The sequence below is a fragment of the Rummeliibacillus sp. SL167 genome (genome assembly GCF_007896505.1).
GTDB classification, from domain to species: Bacteria; Bacillota; Bacilli; order Bacillales_A; family Planococcaceae; genus Rummeliibacillus; species Rummeliibacillus suwonensis.
In genome coordinates, this window is record NZ_VCBM01000004.1 from 107,635 (window position 1) to 128,103 (window position 20,469).

Below are 20,469 nucleotides of genomic sequence, written 5' to 3' on the forward strand. Positions count from 1 at the left end.
CTCTCAAGCCAACACTATTTACCGTATTATAAGGCACAATACCTGCGTTCACACCAGCTAATTGATGTTGGGTGCATAGGGATACAAGTTGAGTGTCGGGACTTTTTCGGCTGCACCTTTTACTTTGTGGACGCCTACTTTGGTAGTGGCTTTGGCTGTTTTTGATACAGCATCTAATCCTTTGGTGCCCACTGCGGATAATCCGAGGGTTCCTAATGCGTAGGAGATCCACTCGGCACGCGACTTGGCATCCCCATTGATGACATCCCGCTGAAAAGAATCAGCGATGGATTTCGAAAGATGATCGTACGTTTCGATGGGATGAGCAATGGCATCCATTGTCCTTTCTATTGTTTTTACGGGATGAGTGGCGAAGTCAAATATGCCTTTCACAAAATCTTTCCCCGCTTTAAGGAGACCCTTTGAGATGCCCTCTGCGGTTTCCAGCATAGTGACGATTTGTTTTTGGTCATCATCGAGATTTTCGATGCCTATTTCTTTCGCGATTTTTAGATATTCACTTGGCGTGGAAGCTTTTGCGAGTTGGGGTCACATCATTAAGGTGGTTTTAATTATATTGCTTTTAACACTTCATCTACAGAATTGCTAAACATATATTGTGTGGGTGCCTGTCACTTGAACTTTCTAAAACATAATCCTGAATCCTACTGAACTCTTATACTAATTAAGACATTTCCACTTCAGTAATTCCTATTTTTTACCTCTTCAAACCAAAAATTGAAAATATCATCTGGTAAAAGCTCTTCGTCATTTGAATAAACTAAATCATATCTATATTTTCCTTTTAAACTATTCTGCTTCACATTATAATGTAACTTTATCTCTGTAGGCATTTCTTTTCCATATTCTTTACATTTTTCATGAATTTTTTCTAAATTTTCAAGTCCAATATCTAAAACAGCTTCTTGCCTTTGTTCAGAGGTATCATAAATCAATGCTTTCTTACCTATCGTGCTTGTGCTATTTACTGCATCATTTAAGTTATGCTTAAAAACAAATTGACTGTTTATTTTAAAAAATACGTCAAAAACATACATTTCTGGCTCATAGGAACAATAAATGTAAATATCCTCCGCTTTATTTTCAACGTATTCTAAACAAATAGCCACCATATCCGCTTGTAATTCAGAAAAATAATCTTCAAATACTTTACTCAAGTCTATCACCCCTAATTTTTTAATCTTACTTTCTTAATAACACCATCTATATTATATTTTATTTCAAAGTTTGTCGGCCTTAATCCAGTTCTGTCATAATTGACTTTAACATTAACGGAAACCTTCTTCCCTTCTTCTATGGCTGTAGCCCATTGATTTTCTAACTTCTTGTATTTACTCAAATTCACATTACTTGATTGAGATACAAGATTATCTAAATCTGGAGAGCCCCCAAACCTATCACCAGCTAAATGTCCAGCATGGTCACCCGTTTCTTTTCCAGGCGTGTTTGATTTATGTGGTAATCTACTATCTCTTTCTGTTAATTTTAAATCATCTGCATTAAACTCTTTAAGTCTCCCCATATTGTCAGTTTCATATAAATACTCATATTCTCCTACTTTATACTTAACATTCGGTTTCAAAGCACCATCCGTACTCATATGACTTCCTTCTCTAATAACACCATCTGTAATCTTATCTGTTTTATTACCCGTACCCTTAATACCGCTACCTCTCGCCTCCACTTTCGCCATAGAAATCAACTGATCTCTCAAGCCAACACTATTTACCGTATTATAAGGCACAATACCTGCATTTACACTGGCTAATTGATATTGGGGCGCATACGGATACAAGTCGAGCGTCGGGATTTTTTGGGCTGCACCCTTTACTTTGTGGACGCCTACTTTGGTAGTCGCTTTGGCTGTTTTTGATACAGCCCCTAATCCTTTGATGCCCACTGCGAATAATCCGAGGATTCCTAATGCATAGGAGATCATCTCGCTCGTGAATTGGCATCCCCATTGATGACATCCCTTTCAAATGATAATGAATCCAATTAAAATAATTCGAATTTAAAAAGCCTTCAATCTTTGTAGAGATTAAAGACTTTATTTGTAGCTTATTGTCAGAATTGTGTGGGTGCCTGTCACTTGAACTTTAACCTGTATTCATTTAGCTACATCCATTTACCTCTATCTATACCAATTAATGTATTACATCTTTCTGCTATAAATTCAATCGCTTTATATAACGCCCTAAAATCAACAAAACACGCATCTTCATCAATCTCAATTGATAATTGTTGTTCATTATTGATAGACTCTATTTCAAAATAGAGATATTTCATCCAACCATTTATCCCACGATAATGTAAGAGAAGTACCGATTATTAAACTATCTAGCTGTCCTACCCTAGATATATTTACTCCTTTTTCCCACATAATATCTACTAACTCATCTACTTTAGGTAGACAATTCTTATCATTTACTTTTAAAAAAATTTCATAATACCCTCCTCGTTATTCAACCAATCTACAGCTTTTTGTAAATTCTTTAAAAGTTCTTGTTTCTGACCTTTGGTTAAGTTTAATTCTTTGAGTACCTGGCACCAAAATTTTACCAGTCTTCGGAACATTGAGTGCTTGATATCAAAATTAACTAAAAAACCTTCAAAAGAGGACCATTAATTTTCTTTTGAAGGTTAAATTCATTTTACTTTAATCCTACTTTTACCCCACCATCATGAAATATTTCAATAACATATCCCGAAGATGGTGAAAATATCCATGTATCAAAACTTACAGCAGTAACATCATCTATAACTTTAAATACTTTATCTAAAGTAGATTGAATTATTGGTAATGTCCCTTCATCCCAAATCACGTAAACAATATTACTGTATTCATTTATATTCTGGTGTAAAAAGGAAATTATCTCATCAACTGTATTCACTTCAACATGATCAGGCACTTTCTCCCATTCAATACGCCCCCACTCAGCAAATGGAAAAGAGCTTTCAAAATTGCTTAATATTTGCTCTTTATTATTATCACAAAAGACATGTGCATCTTCACCTAGCGCTTCAGTACACTCATCAAATAAACTCATCTAAAGTCCCCTCATTTATTCAAATTTTTTAATAAAGATTTAAAAGTACTTTCGTTACCCTCAAACGGGATAGCGATTTTTCGGGCATTAACCCCTTTACCCTTACGAAAATCTTCAATATTTATATGCGTTCCCTTATCAGGGTCATAATCTAATCTCCATCTTACTTTCCCATCAGCAGACTGTCTACCAACAACTTGACCATATCCAGCACTTGACTTAAGAGTACCTGTATATGGCTGTGAGTTTGGGCCTAAATCCCCAATAAGGTCTAACGCCTCATTCCTAGCTTGTTCATATGTTTTGACCTTATCTAATACTTGTTCTCCTTTTCCTATACCCTTAGTACCCGTACCGCTACTTCTCGCCTCCACCTTCGCCATAGAAATCAACTGATCTCTCAACCCAACACTATTCACCGTATTATAAGGCACAATACCTGCATTTACACCAGCTAATTGGTGTCGGGGCGCATACGGATACAGGTCGAGCGTCGGGATTTTTTGGACTGCACCTTTTACTTTGTGGACGCCTACTTTAGCAGTGGCTTTGGCTGTGGTCATTCCTGTCTTCGTTACAGCGCCTAATCCTTTGGTCCCACTACGGATAATCCGAGGATTCCTAATGCGTAGGAGATCCACTCGGCACGTGACTTGGCATCCCCATTGATGACATCCCGTTCAAATGCTAATGAATCCAATTAAAATAATTCGGATTTAAAAAGCCTTCAATCTTTGTAGAGATTAAAGACTTTATTTGTAGCTTATTGTCAGAATTGTGTGGATGCCTGTAATTGTGTGGGTGCCTGTCACTTGAACTTATCCTTCTATTTCTAGTATCAAACTTTCTAATGTTAAAATATCTTTATTAGCTTCATTGTTTAATACTCTTACTTCTTCGATGTATAATTTAGCTTTATTTACTACTTCTGTTTTGAAGATTTCATAACTAACTTGCTTATCTTTCCAATACTGATGAATTAGGTTAGGCATTTCTTTTGTTTCTATTGCTCCACTTCCTTCAGGTTTATCAGCAGTAACCTTACTTATTTTCACGGTATTTTCTTCTCTTATTAGCTCAATCCAAATCTTAGGTTTTTCAATATCACTGATTAAAACATAACTTTCAGTTTTCAAAATTAACACCGCTTTTAAAAAATAATATAACCACCAATAAACAGAAACTGAAAATTCATCAATATCTTCTGGGATAAAAATACCGTAAGTTTCATTATCAATTTCAAATTGGAAATATCCATCTGCTCCATTGAGTTCCATTTCTTCTACACTATCATTTTCAAATATTTTAAAACTAATTTTAAACATCATTTTCTCCCTTATTTCGTCATTTTTCTAATATCTTCAACTGCAAATTTATGTCTTCCATATATACTCCCGAATTGACCATCTGGATGAATAAATACATCTATTATTTCTCCACCTATTTCATATGTCAAATTCCCAGTTTTCCCTTGATTTTTCAAATCATTATATGCAATTTCAGCATATTTATTTATATCCTCTTGACTCCACTTTGGATTAAAGAAACTAGACTCTAATTTATCAGCCAATTGAGAATCGGATAAATATTTAGATTGTTGCTTTATAGATTCAATATTATGCTTATTAATATGCTTTTTATTTGTTGAACTTAAAGGATACTTTATTTCAGAATTACCCGTACCCTTAGTACCGCTACCTCTCGCCTCCATCTTCGCCATAAAAATCAACTGATCTCTCAGCCCAACACTATTCACCGTATTATAAGGCACAATACCTGCATCTACACCAGTTAATTGGTGTTGGGGCGCATAGGGATACAGGTTGAGTGTCGGGATTTTTTGGGCTGCACCTTTTACTTTGTGGACGCCTACTTTGGTAGTGGCTTTGACTGTGGTCATTCCTGTTTTTGATACAGCGCCTAATCCTTTGGTGCCCACTACAGATAATCCGAGGGTTCCTAATGCGTAAGAGATCCATTCCGCACGTGACTTGGCATCCCCATTAATGACATCTCGCTGAAAAGAATCAGTAATGGATTTCGAAAGGTAATCGTACGTTTCGATGGGATGAACAATGGCATCCATTGTCCTTTCTATTGTTTTTACGGGATGAGTGGCGAAGTCAAATATGCCTTTTACAAAGTCTTTACCCGCTTTAAGGAGACCCTTTGAGATGCCCTCCGCGGTTTCCAGCATAGCGATGGTTTGTTTCTGGTCATCATCGAGATTTTCGATACCTATTTCTTTCGCGATTTTTAAATACTCATCTGGCGTGGAAGCTTTCTCAATCTAATTAAAATAATTCGAATTTAAAAAGCCTTCAATCTTTGTAGAGATTAAAGACTTTATTTGTATCTTATTTTCAGAATTTTGTGGGTGCCTGTCACTTGAACTTTTAAACTGTAACCTTGTGTTTTAATTTACACAATTCTTTGGACTTGACTTGGCTTCTTTTACTGTGGTCATTCCTGTCTTCGTTACAGCATCTAACCCTTTGGTGTCCACTACAGATAATCCTAAGGTTCCCAATGCGTAGGATACCCACTCGGCACGCGATTTCGCATCCCCATCGATGACATCCCACTGAAATGCTAATGAATCCAATTAAAATAATTCGGATTTAAAAAGCCTTCAATCTTTGTAGAGATTAAAGACTTTATTTGTATCTTATTTTCAGAATTGTTTGAGTGCCTGAAATTGTTTGAATGCCTGTCACCAAAACTTCAAAGGCACTTAGCCACAATCAAGGTAATAGAATTCATTTAAACTATTTAAATATTTTTATGTGCTCTTTATGCAAACATCTGTTATAAAATTCCAATTAGCTATTACTATCTATTTCTTCTATGAATTCTAAAAACGAATCTTGTAGTTCTCCCTCTGTATCAATAGAATCAAGCAGTAGTTTTGGTTCTAATGAACAACCTTTTAAAGTTGAGCTTCCATCAATTATTCCTAGCATGTTTGAAATGGTATCAATCATGGTTTGTTCAATTACCGTCATTAATATATCTTTATTTTCATCAGATAAACTATTGTAAAAACCAATAGCTTCTTTCCAATAACTATCTGTTTTAGGAGTAACAATCGTTGTCTCATACAAATTTTTGTAAAGTTGAAGGTTCTCTTTAACTACAGACTCATAAAGTGACTTAACAAAAATTTCATTCATATTATTTCCTCATTTCTGGATACATTTTTTTATTTAACTCAATAAGTTCTTTTAACTTTGAATTCGGCATGTCATCATAGACTCTTCTAAGTTCCAAAATATCTCTTGCCAATAAATGTCTAGGATTATCTATTCCTTTTGTACTTCTTGAAACTATTCCATTAGGCCCTTTAATGGTGTGACCCACCTTTGGAACATTTATTGCAGGTGCAGTATTTAAATCATAATTATCTACTAATTTCTTCATTGCTGCCTTCTGTCCTGCGTGATGTGCATCAAGTCCCTCTACTCCTTTAATATCTTTATAAGCTCCAACTTGATATTTACCCGTACCCTTACCATTCCCCTTCGCCTCCATCTTCGCCATAAAAATCAACTGATCTCTCAGCCCAACACTATTCACCGTATTATAAGGCACAATACCTGCATTTACACTGGCTAATTGATGTTGGGGCGCATACGGATACAGGTCGAGCGTCGGGATTTTTTGGGCTGCACCCTTTACTTTGTGGACGCCTACTTTGGTAGTCGCTTTGGCTGTTTTTGATACAGCCCCTAATCCTTTGGTGCCCACTGCGGATAATCCGAGGGTTCCTAATGCATAGGAGATCCACTCGGCACGTGACTTGGCATCTCCATTGATGACATCCCGCTGAAAAGAATCAGCGATGGATTTCGAAAGATAATCGTACGTTTCGATGGGATGAGCAATGGCATCCATTGTACTTTCCATTGTTTTTACGGGATGAATGGCGAAGTCAAATATTCCTTTTACAAAGTCTTTTCCCGCTTTAAGGAGACCCTTTGAGATGCCCTCCGCGGTTTCCAGCATAGTGACGATTTGTTTTTGGTCATCATCGAGATTTTCAATGCCTATTTCTTTCGCGATTTTTAGATATTCACTTGGCGTGGAAGCTTTTGCGAGTTTCTTTTGCAGTTCTTCGATGCGATCCACTTCTTCTGTCTCTACTCTTGAACAGGTACTTCCCACCTCATCCTTCAACCAGCTATCTAGCTGATACTTGCTTAATGTGCCGCTTGTATAGTTTTCTAGTTGCAGCTTTCCACTCTTCATCTGCGCTTGGATGCCATCTATGTAGTTTTGCATATTCGACACATCATTGGATAATTCTTCAAAAGCTTTACTTTGATTGTAATCAAATCGGTGAACTTTTTCTACTGTCGTCTGAATCTGTTTTTGAGCGTCCGTCACTTCCTCCAAAAAAGAGGCATCATTTAATGACGGTGTAGCCACAATATCTTGGATGGAAAGAATCGTTTGATTGGCCTCATCTGTAAGATTGATGGTACGATTGGCTGTGTTTTGGAGGCTATTTTTTAAGTCTTCTGTTAAAAAAGCTTCGTCAATCCGGCCATTTTTGGCGGATTCTAGCTTTTGTAATTCATGGTCCATAGCTTTTAGTTGACGCTCATAATCTTCTATAAAAGCTTGGTAATAGGAGATAAATGGCAGGTGTACTTCTTGATAATAGGCTCGAATTGCCTCCCCACTTTCTCCTTTAAAAGCATCTTCTAGCGCCAGTATCCCTTGTACCGCTTTTTCAATCGCCGCCATCTCAGTTTGTTTATTTTTTAAGGACTTGAGCGTTTTCTCGATGCCATTCTGTAAACCTGCCACATCTAGTACTTTTGTAATAGCGATCCACCTTCCTTTACGTTTCGTTCAACTTAATGTCGTTTTGTGTTTCACTGAGCGTTAGTTAAAGCAACCGCTATATCTACCACTCTATAACTATTTCATCATCATTTCCTATCTATTCAGTAACTATCTTCCATTAAAATAAAGTATATTGCATGTTAATATTTATCAATTATACCATGTAAAAAACATACTATTAAGATTATTTTTGCCTATTTATATCAATACAAAATAGGAAATATAAACTAATTACTGGTACCTATATCTAAGGCTATCTATAGAAAAAATCCTTAACCTCTGAAGAGATTAAGGACGGATTTTGTAGCCTATTTTTTGGATTGTTTTGGTGTTTGGCACTTGGAGTCTTATAGTCTATCAATAATTTTTAATAGTTCTAAGTATAAATTTCTTAAGCACATCTCATCACTACCCTTTAAGATGCAAGTTTTTCAACATCACAAGTGTTTTTTTATCGGATCCACCAATAGGATAAAAGTTTAACTCTGAATAAAGTTTATATTTTGGAAATTCTAAAACCTTTTGATCTTTTGAAGGATTAATAGGATTAATCGCAATAACGAGTATCGTATCAAACATAAAATAGCGGCAATCCTCTATAAATCTCTTTAAAATATCTTTTTCCACTTCTTCACTTTCAAATTCTTTTTCTATAATCACTCGATCTAAAGTGATTAATTGACTTCCATCAAGTAACTGCTCTTCTGTCAATTCTGATAGCATATACAGTTCATCTCCGCCGATGGCATCCGAAATTATTTGAAGATCTATCAAAGACATATCCGTTGTAATAATTAAAGTGAATTAAACCAATTTTCACTAGGTCTTCTTCTGTAATCAACGACACTTCTCCATGTCCATTCATCATATCTAGCTCTTCATCTTTTCGAAACGAAAATGTTATTTCGATATCTTCCACATCCAAAAACCCAACACCCCTTTCCTATTTCAGCAAAACTAAAAATACTATTAAATGAGATTCCTTTTGATTTACTAGCTATTTTCAAATAGTTCTTCATATCTAATGCTTTCAAAATTTCTCCCCATCAAACGGTTGCTCTAATCCGAAACGCCAAGATCCCTGCAATCACTAAGAAGATGAAGGCGACGATGAAGAATAGGCCATTTGCGAATAGGCCGTAAATTGAGATTAGGATAAGTCCGATGCCGCCGATTTTATTGAATTTCCATGTGATGAATCCTAAAAAGATGGCTAGTGCGGATAACCAGAAAACGGTTGCGCCGTCATTTGCCATTGCTTCTTCTCCGAATCCTGCTCCAAAAGCGGTTACTAGAAAGCCGCTTGCTAACCCTGATAATCCACCTAAAATGGCTAGTACTGCTACCCAAACTTTCATGTTTCTTTCTTCCCTTCTAATTGGTTAAAACTTTTATTTTAATTCTGAATTTTTGAGTTTGAACTTGATTTCGGCATTGTTTTTTAATGAGAAAGATGGTTCATAATATAATTCGTATTCAGTGGAGCTTGGGACATCGAAAGCAATTTTCCCTGTCATTGTTTTTCCTTTTTTGACTTCTCCGCTAAAAGTGTAGTCGAATCCAAAATATTCTTCATGCATATTGCCTTTTGCATCTGAAATGGTGAATTCTGTGTCATCTACAAAGCCATTATCCGAGCTATTATTTTTAGCACTTACTTCGATCTCCAAAACCTTTCCTTTTTCAGGTTCGGAATATTCGGCTGGCTTTACAAATTTTGCAGAAATTAATTGTATTTCCATACCATCAACAGAAACTGTATCGCCTATATGATAAAATGCCGGCGCTTTTTTCTGTTCCTTTTCAGTCTTTTTTTCACTTTGGTCCACTTGTTTGACCTCAGCTTCACCGCAAGCAGCTAAAATACCCATTAATAACGCAGATACAACAACCAATTTTATGATTTTACTCATATACTTGCCTCCTAATGTTTGAAAAAATTTTTAAGGATAAATAGTACATATTTTATATTTATTTACATTAAAATAAAAAAGGAATCCACACCTATTCACATTTCTAAAAATGAATCGTTTATTATTCATTTTGCTAGTATGCATTTTTCATCCCTTTTTTAATTATTTTCAGATTCCTCCATTACATGATGAGTATTTTTTAAATATGCACTCCATCCTTCTTTCATTATTCATCCTATCAAACGTTAGGGACAGATTATGTCCATCTTCTTATTGCTATCAATTTTTTCTTACAAAATTTATATAGATTAGTAGCCTGTCTATAAAAACTAGTGGATTTTCTCATTCATAAAATTCTATTGTTCCTCATACAAATCATGCATTTTTCTAATAGTTTGGGCTATCGTTTCTCGAAAATGTGCGGGTTCGAGTACTTCTATATATTCTGCTTGGCTTAATAACCACATCTTGATGCCTTCCCCGAAGACTTCTGCTGTAAAGTAAACGCCTGTGGCATCTTGCTGAATAATTTTTGCGGTTGGCAGTCTGTCTAATATGGCTTGTGGCGACCAGCCCGTATATCTGAATTTGATATGTAATAGTTCCCCGCTGTACATGAATTGAACCCTTTTTTTGAATTCGCCTTCTTGAAAGCGATCGCTATAAGGGACTTTAAACTTTGTGGTCAGTATTGTAATATCCTCGATTCGATCAACACGATAAGTTTTTGGAAAATCGAGATCTTCATTTGCTTCATAAGCGATGAGATAAAAATAAAATTCTGAAAAAATGAGACCCACTGGTTTCAACATTTTTGTTTTGGCAAGATCTTCATTTTCCTTTTTATACGATACTTGAATGACATTTTTAGTATCAATCGATTTTCCTAACTCCCAAAGTGTTTCAAAGATCGATTTACTATTTTGCAGGCTTTCATATAAATATTTTTCATTGCTGATAATACTTTCAATTAGTTTTTTGTTTTCATTGACAGATAAATCGAGTAAGCGATCAATAATTTGATGCATTTCCTCCTTTGGAAAAGCTCTTGAATCCATTAAGATTTTAACGATTGCCAGCAGCTCCTGGGATGAAATATATTTGGGTTTTTGACGATTGATAAAATAGTATTTTTCTTTTCGATTAAAATCTAAATAACTTCCAGGATATTCAATCCCTAAGTACTCTCTTATATCATCAATATCTCGTTGAATCGTTTTTTCACTTACATTAAATCGAGTGGCTTCATCTGACTTTCTAAAGAATTTTCCACTTTTCAATTTATCGAAAAGCGTTAGTAAGCGAATATTTTGTTTATTCATTTTCTCACTCATTCAATCACCTTTTATCCTATTTTTGTTATAGACCATACCGAATTTATTAGCATGTGATATTTTCCTAAATTTCTAGCATACTACCTCATATAGTTCCTAGTATCTATTCTAATATATGTAAATAATGATAGGTTCGTCAATGGGCTTTTGGAATTTTTTGTTTGTTCTATTTATTAGGATCATAGGGTTGTTTTATAAAATAGAATTGGTCGAATCACCCGTTCGTTGAATACTTGAAATAAAAATTGAATGAAGTGAGGACTTAAATTTTCTCATTCGTGGATAAAATTCATTTGGGCGTGGATTGGCATAGGTTTTCCATGGATTGGACTGTTTTCTTCGTGGATTGACATCGTTTCTCCGTGGATAGAACTGTTTTTTTCGTGGATTGGCAGCATTTCTCTGTGGATAGAACTATTTTTTGACGTGGATTGGCAGCATTTCTCTGTGGATAGAACTATTTTTTGACGTGGATTGGAATAGATTCTCCATGGCTAGAATTATTTCTCTGTAGACTGGAAGGGGGGCTTTCATGGATTGGATTGCATTTCTCGTGGATTGGACAAATTTAGTTATTCATCTGCTTTCTCTTTTGTCAATAAATCACTCTCTACGTGATCCATAATGGGCATTAAGCGTTCTAAATCATGTGCGCCAATATTTAAACAACAAAAAAGATAGAGCTTTGTGCCCCATCTATTTTTGTTATGCGACTAATAATTAGCTGAAAAAGTTTTCAAACAGAAATGTCTTTGCTTATTTTAGCTAAAATCTGTCCTACCCACTTCAAAAATTAGGCTTATATATGCAGTAAAATCTAAATGCAGCATTGATAATAATTTCTAAATAACCTACCCCATATAGACATTTTCGCATGTGCCAGCGGCTGGCTCATAAAAACAATGATTTTTAAACTGGCCTGTAAAAGGTTGACCATACCATGTTGGCGGGCATGGTGCATATGGATTGAAGTACCAGAGAGCATATTTGGCTGGATGATCTCGCCAATAATCCAAAGTTTGTCTTGCTAATCTTTGTTCATTTGGCCTTGCCCTTTGATAAAATGAATTCCCCTTCTGGACCGCTTCAAACGAATAATTTCCACCTTGAATCTGAAAAATGACATCATCAATGGACCTTAAATTTTCAAAATCCAAACAATTTGCAACAAGGCGATTGACGATCACATTGCCAACGTACAACATTCCTTGATTTCCTTCACCCTCTGCCTCTGCTCTCATCATCCTCGCGACTAAATCCACATCTGAATTTCTGTATTTGACTCTTGGCATCTATTCACCTCAAATCTATACTATGAAATAAAAACAAAATTGATGTCATTGCGAATGTAGAAGCAGTATACATAATATTTAAGTAACTTGATCAAGCGTATCAGATTTGCATGGGCATCAAAAAAGCAGTGGTATACACAATATTTAAGTGACACCCCTAGACTACATCCCGATTTCATTTAATATGCCTTAATAAAATAAATGCTTCAAGTATGGTTATGCTTATTTAGGATAGTAGAGATATTGGCGAAGACAAACATCTTTGTGTGTTAAAGTTTCACCTTTGAATCGAAGCCAAATTTCGTCATCTGCCATGACACCATGTGTTTTTTGAACAATCGCCCAACGATTATAGCTATTCAGACCAAGCGAAGCCAATAATTCATCTGCATTTGCCCGTGTAGGAGGAAATACGCGCCATTTTAACCAACGCTCCATTTCTTCAAGAGAAATATGTCCTTCCATATTCGGAGAAAACTGTTTATTAAAATCATGAATATAATTGATGACATATGGAGAACCACCATCTTTTGGTTTCAGCTCTACATGAGCAATTACCTTATCCATCCACATCACATCAAACGTCATGTAATCAATCATTACGATCATCTCCATCTATAAAGTGAAACTCCATCAGATCAGTGGGGATTTTCTTCATCCCCCGCTGATGGTTAGCTAAACAATCGGACTTTTACGGGCATTTGATCCCCCATCTATCTTCCTCGTTTCTCTCTATATCTTGAAATGGGGGTCTTACTGCCCGTTAAAGCGGGATAAATAAGTGAGCAAAAGCCGGATTTCGCAATTGTGCAAGCAACACCTCTTTCGCCCTGCCAAAATCTATATCTGTTTCCTCTAACTGCTTTAATAATTTTGCTTTATCAATGAATGGTTCGCCTGTGTAAAGCCTTAATTGTTTGGAGAAAGAAGAGGTCAAAGGTTTTGCTTTTACTTGGCGAATTAAAACGCTAATAGGAGTCCCTATTTTGTAATCTTTTTCATCGGATAACAAACTTAGTCCATTATCAAAAATTGGAGCAAGTTGCCACGAGTGATGAATAGGATCATAAAGGAATAAAATATTATTCGTATGACGGTCTTCGTTTAAGATCAATGCATCGAATGCGAAAAGTCGCGCAATATCTTCCCGTACATTCATCCCGGTAAATTGCTCCACTTGACTCATCAATTGTTCAAACTTTCGTGTTGCAGACTCTTGACTATTTAAAATAGCATCTGTTGATGTAAAGTTCCTTTCAAATAAATGTTCTAATGTTACTTCTTGTAGTTTTCCTCGGAAGTCGTAAGAATAGCATCCTTGTTGTCTTGTTCCATCAGGTAATTCAATTTTACAAGGATAATATTTCACATAATTATTTGAAGATAGTGTAGAACATTGAAGAATGAGAGAGGCTAAAACTTCTGCTTGTCCTTCATATCCACGTGTATTCTGTTTAATCCACCGTTCTTCAAGTTGCCATTTTGATTGGTTGCCTTTACTCGACGTACTAATAATTTGAACAGCATTTGCTGGAATTTTGATAATTTCCATTGAAAACTCCTTTCTCTCATTTTATAAATTCTGTTGATTTGATTTTATCATAGCTAAATTATAGAAGAACACAAACAGCAAGCAAAACAACAAAATTATCCATTAAAGGATGCTGAAACACACTACATATTTTTACATGTTGATTATCTACCAGAAATGAAGTGTCGTTAAATATAAAGAGAGGCGAAAAAATGCTTTAGCTCAATTGATGGTCACAATTAACAATGTACATTTAAAAAATGCTGATTTACTATGTATTCAAATTTATATAATCTGTTAATGAAACACCCTGAAAATACGGCAATAGGTACCAATATTTAGGCTATTACAAAATCACACTTTTACAAAAAGAGAGATGACTTTTTGCCTCTCTCTAAATAGATTTTTTTATTAAATTCTTTAGCGCCTCAAATTCGTCATTCGATAGTGTAATGCCCTTCCCCATTTTCTCCTTATTTGGCGCCCAATCTCGTAAATCGTATTTAGGCTCTTTGCCATTCCAGCTGATGACATTCAACTCTTTGGTCCATCCTTTTGCTGATTCGGAAAGGACTCCAATATGTTCGACTATTTCAAATTTGATATCTGCCATGCCTTCAACACCTCATCTATGAACAGCGGTTCGTATATTCCACTGTTCTTTTTCGAATTTAATCATTTTCAATCGTACCATATTCTTTTTTAATCGCTTATATCTAAGAAGATAAAGTTTTATCAGTCGAATCATTTTTATCCTTAGCATTTCTGTTATTCAATGGTTATTCGCTTATTAGTCAGTTTAGTTCCATCATTTCTACTATTTTTTCGGTATGATAGGTACCCAAAGTTCATGTCTTGGTTTATGTTTGGGCGGATAATAGCATTCTATGCATGGCAGATCAGCAAGTTCGTATCCGGAAGTAGGCACCCATTCGGAATACAGTCTTTTCCACGCTTCAGGAATATTCGGGAAAACAGCCCATGTACTTTTAGGAATAATTAATGTTTCCAGATCCTCTGGAGATTCACCATCATAGCGAACACCCATGAAATAAGTAAAATGTTCATCTGTAATTGCTGCTTCTTTTCCACAAACGCCTAAAAGGCTTTTAAGCATACATTTAGGATTTTCCCATGACATGTCTATCAGTTTATCCATCAATCCATCTTTTCTAGCAGTACTCCAAAGCGTTGGGATCGTTTTAAAGGCTCTACTTGTTTTTACTGTTTTCCCTTTTCCAACAATTCTCAACTCAAAATCTACATTTTCAATCCTATATTCCATTTCTGTATCTCCTTTTATAGATATTTGAAAAGAGATCTTCGGAAAGGCTTTTAAAGACGTTCCCATTTCACGGGCAGCAGTTGGTGTTAAACCATGCGTCTTTTTAAACGCTCTTGTAAAAGAATCAACAGAATCATATCCGTATTTCATCGCTATATCCGTAATAAGGTGATTACTTTTTTGTATTTCAAATGCAGCCAGCGTTAAGCGTCTTCTTCTAATATATTCGGAAAGTGATATTCTTGTTATAGAAGAAAACATTCTTGAAAAATGATATTCCGAGCAGCAAGCGATTTGTGCTATTTTCTTATAATCCGTTTTTTCTTCCAAGTGATCTTCAATATAATCTAACACCCTATTCATTCTTTCCAGCCATTCCATCATTTTATCTCCTTCAACCTATACTATAAATAAAACAAGGACTATTCATCCGACTTTTCATGCCTAAAAAAATCGGATGCATCAACGATTAATAAAATGCCAGTCACCAATACAATTTAAGTCTACCAAATGTATCATTTCTTCATCAAAATAATATCAATTTGTTACTTAAATTATTCAGGTAATTGGCACCTATAATTATTACGCCCACTGTTTCTTTTTACTTAAATTCATATGTACTTTTCAATAACTGAATTTATTTTTTCAGGCACTGCTTTTAGCTATTTAGATGACTAGATCCCCACATTGACTAATTTTTTATCGACGATTTCATAATGGGCAGTTGCAACGTTTTGAATAAAGGTCTGATCATGAGAGACAAACAAAATGGTTTCCTCATATCCCAGCATCATGCACTCTAAGGCTTGAATCGTGGGTACATCTAAAAAATTCGTTGGTTCATCTAATAGTAAAATATTGTAGCATCCTAAAAATAATTCACAAAGACGTAGACGAATAGCCTCTCCACCGCTCAATTCCCATACATGTTTTTCAAGATCACTGCCTGTAAATTTCAATTCATATAGTACTGAATATAACAACGTTTCATCATACTCTGAACGGTTTTTTACAAAATCAAAAACTGTTTCATTATCCTCAAATTGATAACTCATTTGGCGGAAGCAACCGAATTTCACTTTTGGTGAGATGACTAAACCATCCGCACGACTTTCTATCGCATTCAATAGCGTCGTTTTTCCGCTCCCGTTCTTCCCAGTAATCGCAATACGCTCACCTAAGTTAAATTGAAAGCTCGTTTTTTCAAGTACATTGCCAAGTGACCAGTGATTTGCTAAAATCGGCACTTTGTTGTGCAATGCAAGCTGTTCTGTTTGGGTGGGGAATCGTATCGCTGCTTTTCGAACAACAGCCTCAACATCCTCAAGTTGCTCAATACGGCGTTCCATAGCCCTAGCTACTTTGTGCATATTTTTTTGCACAGTATCTTTCGATTTTCTAGCTGACAATCGATCTGGTGACATTCCTTTTGCTTTTGCCTTCGACTGAGTAACCTTTGCGGCCTTCTTTACCTTTTCCTGCACAGCCTTTTCAAGTCTCGTCTTTTCCTTCAGATATTGCTCATGTGCAAGCTGCTGTGACTCAAGTTCTCGTTGCTTTTGTACTTCATAATCACTATAATTTCCCTTGTAAATATGCACATGACCATCACATACCTCCCAGATCATCGTCACAAGCGTATCTAATAACGCACGGTCATGACTAACAACAATGAGTGTACCGTAATAATACTGTAACTCCTCTTGAAGCCATTGAATCCCCTCCACATCCAAATACGTTGTTGGTTCGTCCATTAAAAGTGACTCTTGATACGTATTAAATAGTTGTGCAATCTTGAGACGAGTCTGCTCACCACCACTTAATCCATCATGCTGTGGAACATGAAGACGACTTAACCATTCTTGCTCAACCGGCATCGCTTTCGGAGGTTCCTTTTGTCCTAAATATCCAAAGCGTACGGGTCTTGTAATATGACCAGCTGTTGGTTCAATAACACCTGCTAATAACTTCAATAAAGTGCTTTTCCCTGCCCCATTTTCTCCTACAATACCAATACGATCCATTTGGTGTATCGCCAAATAATCAATTGACAAAATAGTCTTTTCAAAATACGTTACATCTACATTTTCCAGTTTAAATTGTATATCCACCTAAGGATTCCTCCAATCGTTGCCCTATATCATGCGTTGGTCAACGATGGATATCAAAAGAATAATAATAGTTGCACGCCCATCATCCTCCAAAAAAAATACTTTGGAAGGCAATAAAAAAGCAGGTCGCATCCACAAAAATGTAGAAGTTGCCTGCTTTGACAGCGACGAAAAAACGTCATCCATAAAAAGGATACGCCTCGCTCAGCCCATCTTCGCAAGCACAACAAAAAAGCCTCCACATTTTGTGAGGTCGCTTTCTTATTGCGATACTAGCGTAGACGGATACTGTGCATGAACGTACCCTCCTCTCCTATAAGTTACCTTCAGTATGGATAGTTTACGAAGAAAATGCAACTATTTCCTTTAGACGTCTTGATGGCTTTATACTCAGATCACATTCAAGTTTATAAAAAGGCTAATTCTCGTTCTTCATCCACTATTCCTTTCACTTATCTATTTCTCTTGAGTGCTTATTATTCTATACCCACTTTTTTGGGAAAAATTATATCTCAAATCAAAAGGATACTCTAGAAGTTTTTAGGATCACCATGGTTTGTATAATTTATCTACATTAGTTTTATTCCTTTTTTATAATATCTTCTATTATTTAATCTTCTACTCTTGTAGAGGCCTAATACTGAGGATGATAATTTTTACTTTCCAAATCAAAAAACTTTTTAATCACTAGTTCTTACAATCTAAGATCAAAAAGTTTTTTGAGCTAATGTATTTTCAAATATTTGTTGTAATAAACTTGTATCATATATGGAAAGTTTCATGGCTTTTAAGTATATTGATGATTCTAATTTTGTATAGTCCCAATAATAACCTTTCTTTTTTGCTAAATATTGAATAAATATACGTATAGTTCTACCATTTCCTTCACGAAATGGATGTAGTAAATTAAGCTCTGCTTTGTAATAGCTTAAACGTTCTACTGCTATTGCTTTAGTAGACCAAGTATTTTCTTTATTCATTTCTTCAAAGATTTCTGTGGCACAAGATTCAATATATTGAAATTAGCAAAATCTAGTTGTTTCTTTAATTAACTGAACATTTCTTACTTTTCCTGCAAATTAATAAATATCTTGAAACAGATGTCTATGTAGATCTAACAATCCCTCCATTGTTAATCCTTTAATAGTATAAATCCCGACTTCAAATTCTAAGGCACGAATAGAAAAAACAAATTGCTCTGCTTTTTCCAATTGCTCCAGATTATCAATTCCAAGTATGTTTTGTGCTAATAAGTCTTGTTCATTTTCTCCAAAATTATATTTTGGCATCCCATAATGCCTCTTTAATTACACTTAGTGTAATTTTTTTATTACTATTTACGAGATCAATAGCCCTTTGTGCCAATTCAGAGTTGATAGAAAAATTTTCTAACATTAAATTCTTTTTAACATGTTGATAGGATTTTGATTGCATTGTTATTTTGTTCACAAGTTTTCCCTCCCATATTATAGTTAAAAAACGTCCGATTTTCATCGGACGTTTTTATTTATGGAGACGGCGGGAGTATATTAACCATGATAATATTTTATATCAAAGGATAACAAACCCCGTCATATCGCCATTCTAACGTATCGAATTTTCTCGTTTGAATTATATAAATTTCACTTTTTGTTACCACAAAATCATCATTTTATCCATCATTGTAGACCGTCTTTTTGGCGGTCTTTTTTAAATTGCATATTTCCTCTGATTACAATTTATAGTATTTTTGTACTAAGGAGGGATTACATAAAAATGGATAATCAAATAGAAAAAAGTAAAAAACATCACGTATAATTTTAATTGGTTGCTTGTCTCCAATTCTATTTATTATCATCATAGGGATTGTTGTAGCTTCTTGTACGAATAATAAGAAAGAAGTTAATTATTCAAAGCTTAATAATGAAAATCTATCTGCTGCTATTAATAATTCGGTTGGTGATACAGGGCACGATAATAAAAAAAGAGTTATTAAAACCAAAGTGGATAGTAGCAATTATGTCATGTTGAGATTAAATGCAGATGCTTCTACGGACGCAAAAAAAATTCTGTATGATACCAACGATGTTATGAAAGAATTGAAAAAATTTAAAAATGCGAAACAAATAACTATCTGGTGGTATGAGACCGCAATTGACGATAAGGGAAACAAGTCAGAGATTCCAGTTGTTAAAGTTAGTATGGATCGTGATTCAATGGACGATATTGATTTTGAAAACTTCCCAATAGAAAGTTATGAAAAATATTCAAAAGATTATTTTGTTCATCCCTCATGGAGTATTAAATAAAGATCACCAATTAAGGTGGTCTTTATTTATTCAATAAAAAATAATGGAAAAATTTCAAATAAACATTAATAAATCTATTGATTAACATGTTATAACACGTTATTATTAATATATCAAAAGGAGGTGAACAAATGGAATACTTAGTAACAACAATAGCCGTACTTACCAGCTTAGTCCCACTTCGAAAAATCTGGCACAATGGAACGAAGAGTAAACAAGAAGCTGAAAAGATACGGCTAGAAAATAGAAAAATGAGAAGAGGGGGTTAATCCCCTCACTCATTACTAAGTATACCATAACCGTCATGAAAATCTTTTTTATAATGCTGGCAATCATTTGGATCGCTATACTTCTTTTACAAGTACGCGTGTGGTACTACAAAAGTCAAAAGAAAAAGTTATTAAAAGAACGTGAAGAAATTTTGCGACGAAAGGATATGGATGATGGAAATTGATCATTATATGACTCCAACTGAAGCTGCTTTCCGGTGGGGACTTCCTACATCAACAATGCAAGAGAGATTGAAAGGCCGTACCAATAGAATGGCTGTGGAATTACAGCAAATGAAAGAGGAAGGTTTAATTAAGTACTTTAAACTTCCTAATGCAAAACGCGGCGAATGGATTATATCCGTTAGGGCGATGGAAAAATGGTATGGACCTGAACCTAAAAAGTAAAAAATGAGCCCCTTACCACATAGGCGAGGGGCTCATTTTTACTTTTTATGAGCGGCGTATATTTTGCATTGTGTTGCCTTTTCTAAAAAAGAAAATGTGTTCTTTTGTTTCAGAAG

At 35.2% G+C, this 20,469-nt stretch carries 27 protein-coding genes; 3 read left to right on the forward strand and 24 right to left on the reverse strand.

Annotation, left to right across the window (positions count from 1 at the left end; genetic code table 11):
- Positions 1-57 precede the first annotated feature (57 nt).
- The 24 genes from FEZ13_RS15850 to FEZ13_RS19690 form a co-directional block, all read right to left on the reverse strand.
- Entirely contained in the window at positions 58-393 is a 336-nt protein-coding gene (locus FEZ13_RS15850) for a hypothetical protein (protein WP_146553492.1), read from the reverse strand.
- A gap of 308 nt (positions 394-701) precedes the next feature.
- Positions 702-1,178, reverse strand: a complete 477-nt coding sequence (locus FEZ13_RS15855) for a DUF600 domain-containing protein (RefSeq protein ID WP_146553493.1) — start codon at positions 1,176-1,178, stop codon at positions 702-704.
- Between the two features lie 11 nt (positions 1,179-1,189).
- Positions 1,190-1,960 carry a DNA/RNA non-specific endonuclease gene (locus FEZ13_RS20240; protein ID WP_255473226.1) on the reverse strand — a complete coding sequence of 257 codons (771 nt, stop codon included), beginning with the start codon at positions 1,958-1,960 and terminating at the stop codon, positions 1,190-1,192.
- Between the two features lie 179 nt (positions 1,961-2,139).
- Entirely contained in the window at positions 2,140-2,310 is a 171-nt protein-coding gene (locus FEZ13_RS19685; protein ID WP_186725951.1) for a hypothetical protein, read from the reverse strand.
- Positions 2,311-2,675: 365 nt separating this feature from the next.
- Complete coding sequence (locus FEZ13_RS15865; protein ID WP_146553494.1) at positions 2,676-3,071, reverse strand: CDI toxin immunity protein; 396 nt, start codon at positions 3,069-3,071, stop codon at positions 2,676-2,678.
- Positions 3,072-3,082: 11 nt separating this feature from the next.
- The gene (locus FEZ13_RS20530; RefSeq protein WP_370467720.1) at positions 3,083-3,634 is read right to left on the reverse strand and encodes a hypothetical protein; all 552 of its coding nucleotides are present in this window, start codon (positions 3,632-3,634) and stop codon (positions 3,083-3,085) included.
- A 255-nt stretch (positions 3,635-3,889) separates the two neighbouring features.
- Positions 3,890-4,396, reverse strand: a complete 507-nt coding sequence (locus FEZ13_RS15875) for a hypothetical protein (RefSeq protein WP_146553495.1) — start codon at positions 4,394-4,396, stop codon at positions 3,890-3,892.
- An 11-nt stretch (positions 4,397-4,407) separates the two neighbouring features.
- The gene (locus FEZ13_RS15880; protein ID WP_146553496.1) at positions 4,408-5,268 is read right to left on the reverse strand and encodes a hypothetical protein; all 861 of its coding nucleotides are present in this window, start codon (positions 5,266-5,268) and stop codon (positions 4,408-4,410) included.
- A 219-nt stretch (positions 5,269-5,487) separates the two neighbouring features.
- Entirely contained in the window at positions 5,488-5,676 is a 189-nt protein-coding gene (locus FEZ13_RS15885) for a hypothetical protein (RefSeq protein WP_146553497.1), read from the reverse strand.
- A 217-nt stretch (positions 5,677-5,893) separates the two neighbouring features.
- A complete protein-coding gene (locus FEZ13_RS15890; RefSeq protein ID WP_146553498.1) occupies positions 5,894-6,244 on the reverse strand; it encodes a transposase in 351 nt (116 codons plus the stop codon).
- A gap of 1 nt (position 6,245) precedes the next feature.
- Positions 6,246-7,883, reverse strand: coding sequence for a T7SS effector LXG polymorphic toxin (locus tag FEZ13_RS15895; RefSeq protein WP_146553499.1), 1,638 nt, complete (start codon positions 7,881-7,883; stop codon positions 6,246-6,248).
- A 447-nt stretch (positions 7,884-8,330) separates the two neighbouring features.
- The gene (locus FEZ13_RS15900; RefSeq protein WP_146553500.1) at positions 8,331-8,645 is read right to left on the reverse strand and encodes a hypothetical protein; all 315 of its coding nucleotides are present in this window, start codon (positions 8,643-8,645) and stop codon (positions 8,331-8,333) included.
- A gap of 323 nt (positions 8,646-8,968) precedes the next feature.
- A complete protein-coding gene (locus FEZ13_RS15905; protein WP_146553501.1) occupies positions 8,969-9,280 on the reverse strand; it encodes a hypothetical protein in 312 nt (103 codons plus the stop codon).
- A gap of 33 nt (positions 9,281-9,313) precedes the next feature.
- A complete protein-coding gene (locus FEZ13_RS15910; RefSeq protein ID WP_146553502.1) occupies positions 9,314-9,835 on the reverse strand; it encodes a DUF4352 domain-containing protein in 522 nt (173 codons plus the stop codon).
- A 356-nt stretch (positions 9,836-10,191) separates the two neighbouring features.
- Entirely contained in the window at positions 10,192-11,157 is a 966-nt protein-coding gene (locus FEZ13_RS15915) for a helix-turn-helix transcriptional regulator (protein WP_186725952.1), read from the reverse strand.
- Between the two features lie 863 nt (positions 11,158-12,020).
- On the reverse strand, positions 12,021-12,461 hold the full coding sequence (locus FEZ13_RS15920; protein ID WP_146553504.1) for a cell wall hydrolase: 441 nt from the start codon (positions 12,459-12,461) through the stop codon (positions 12,021-12,023).
- A gap of 222 nt (positions 12,462-12,683) precedes the next feature.
- Entirely contained in the window at positions 12,684-13,061 is a 378-nt protein-coding gene (locus tag FEZ13_RS15925; protein ID WP_146547595.1) for a hypothetical protein, read from the reverse strand.
- Positions 13,062-13,224: 163 nt separating this feature from the next.
- On the reverse strand, positions 13,225-14,013 hold the full coding sequence (locus tag FEZ13_RS15930) for a HipA domain-containing protein (RefSeq protein ID WP_146553505.1): 789 nt from the start codon (positions 14,011-14,013) through the stop codon (positions 13,225-13,227).
- A 373-nt stretch (positions 14,014-14,386) separates the two neighbouring features.
- Positions 14,387-14,605: a YdbC family protein gene (locus tag FEZ13_RS15935; protein ID WP_146553506.1), complete on the reverse strand. Its 219-nt coding sequence runs from the start codon at positions 14,603-14,605 to the stop codon at positions 14,387-14,389.
- 204 nt (positions 14,606-14,809) lie between these two features.
- Positions 14,810-15,658 (reverse strand): AraC family transcriptional regulator, encoded by an 849-nt coding sequence (locus FEZ13_RS15940; RefSeq protein WP_146553507.1) that lies wholly within the window; start codon positions 15,656-15,658, stop codon positions 14,810-14,812.
- A 293-nt stretch (positions 15,659-15,951) separates the two neighbouring features.
- Positions 15,952-17,388 (reverse strand): ribosomal protection-like ABC-F family protein, encoded by a 1,437-nt coding sequence (gene abc-f, locus FEZ13_RS15945; protein ID WP_146553508.1) that lies wholly within the window; start codon positions 17,386-17,388, stop codon positions 15,952-15,954.
- A gap of 707 nt (positions 17,389-18,095) precedes the next feature.
- Complete coding sequence (locus tag FEZ13_RS15950; protein WP_370467725.1) at positions 18,096-18,401, reverse strand: Fic family protein; 306 nt, start codon at positions 18,399-18,401, stop codon at positions 18,096-18,098.
- Positions 18,402-18,467: 66 nt separating this feature from the next.
- Entirely contained in the window at positions 18,468-18,677 is a 210-nt protein-coding gene (locus tag FEZ13_RS15955; RefSeq protein ID WP_146553510.1) for a hypothetical protein, read from the reverse strand.
- Positions 18,664-18,837 carry a hypothetical protein gene (locus FEZ13_RS19690; RefSeq protein WP_186725953.1) on the reverse strand — a complete coding sequence of 58 codons (174 nt, stop codon included), beginning with the start codon at positions 18,835-18,837 and terminating at the stop codon, positions 18,664-18,666. The genes FEZ13_RS15955 and FEZ13_RS19690 overlap by 14 nt, the downstream gene beginning before the upstream one ends.
- 353 nt (positions 18,838-19,190) lie before the next feature.
- Here FEZ13_RS19690 and FEZ13_RS15960 point away from each other — a divergent pair, with 353 nt between their 5' ends.
- The 3 genes from FEZ13_RS15960 to FEZ13_RS15965 all read left to right on the forward strand — a co-directional run bounded on the left by FEZ13_RS15960 (position 19,191) and on the right by FEZ13_RS15965 (position 20,353).
- On the forward strand, positions 19,191-19,676 hold the full coding sequence (locus FEZ13_RS15960) for a Vmc-like lipoprotein signal peptide domain-containing protein (RefSeq protein WP_370467726.1): 486 nt from the start codon (positions 19,191-19,193) through the stop codon (positions 19,674-19,676).
- Positions 19,677-19,807: 131 nt separating this feature from the next.
- Complete coding sequence (locus FEZ13_RS19695) at positions 19,808-19,945, forward strand: hypothetical protein (protein WP_186725954.1); 138 nt, start codon at positions 19,808-19,810, stop codon at positions 19,943-19,945.
- Between the two features lie 171 nt (positions 19,946-20,116).
- A complete protein-coding gene (locus FEZ13_RS15965; RefSeq protein WP_146553512.1) occupies positions 20,117-20,353 on the forward strand; it encodes a helix-turn-helix domain-containing protein in 237 nt (78 codons plus the stop codon).
- Positions 20,354-20,469: the final 116 nt, after the last annotated feature.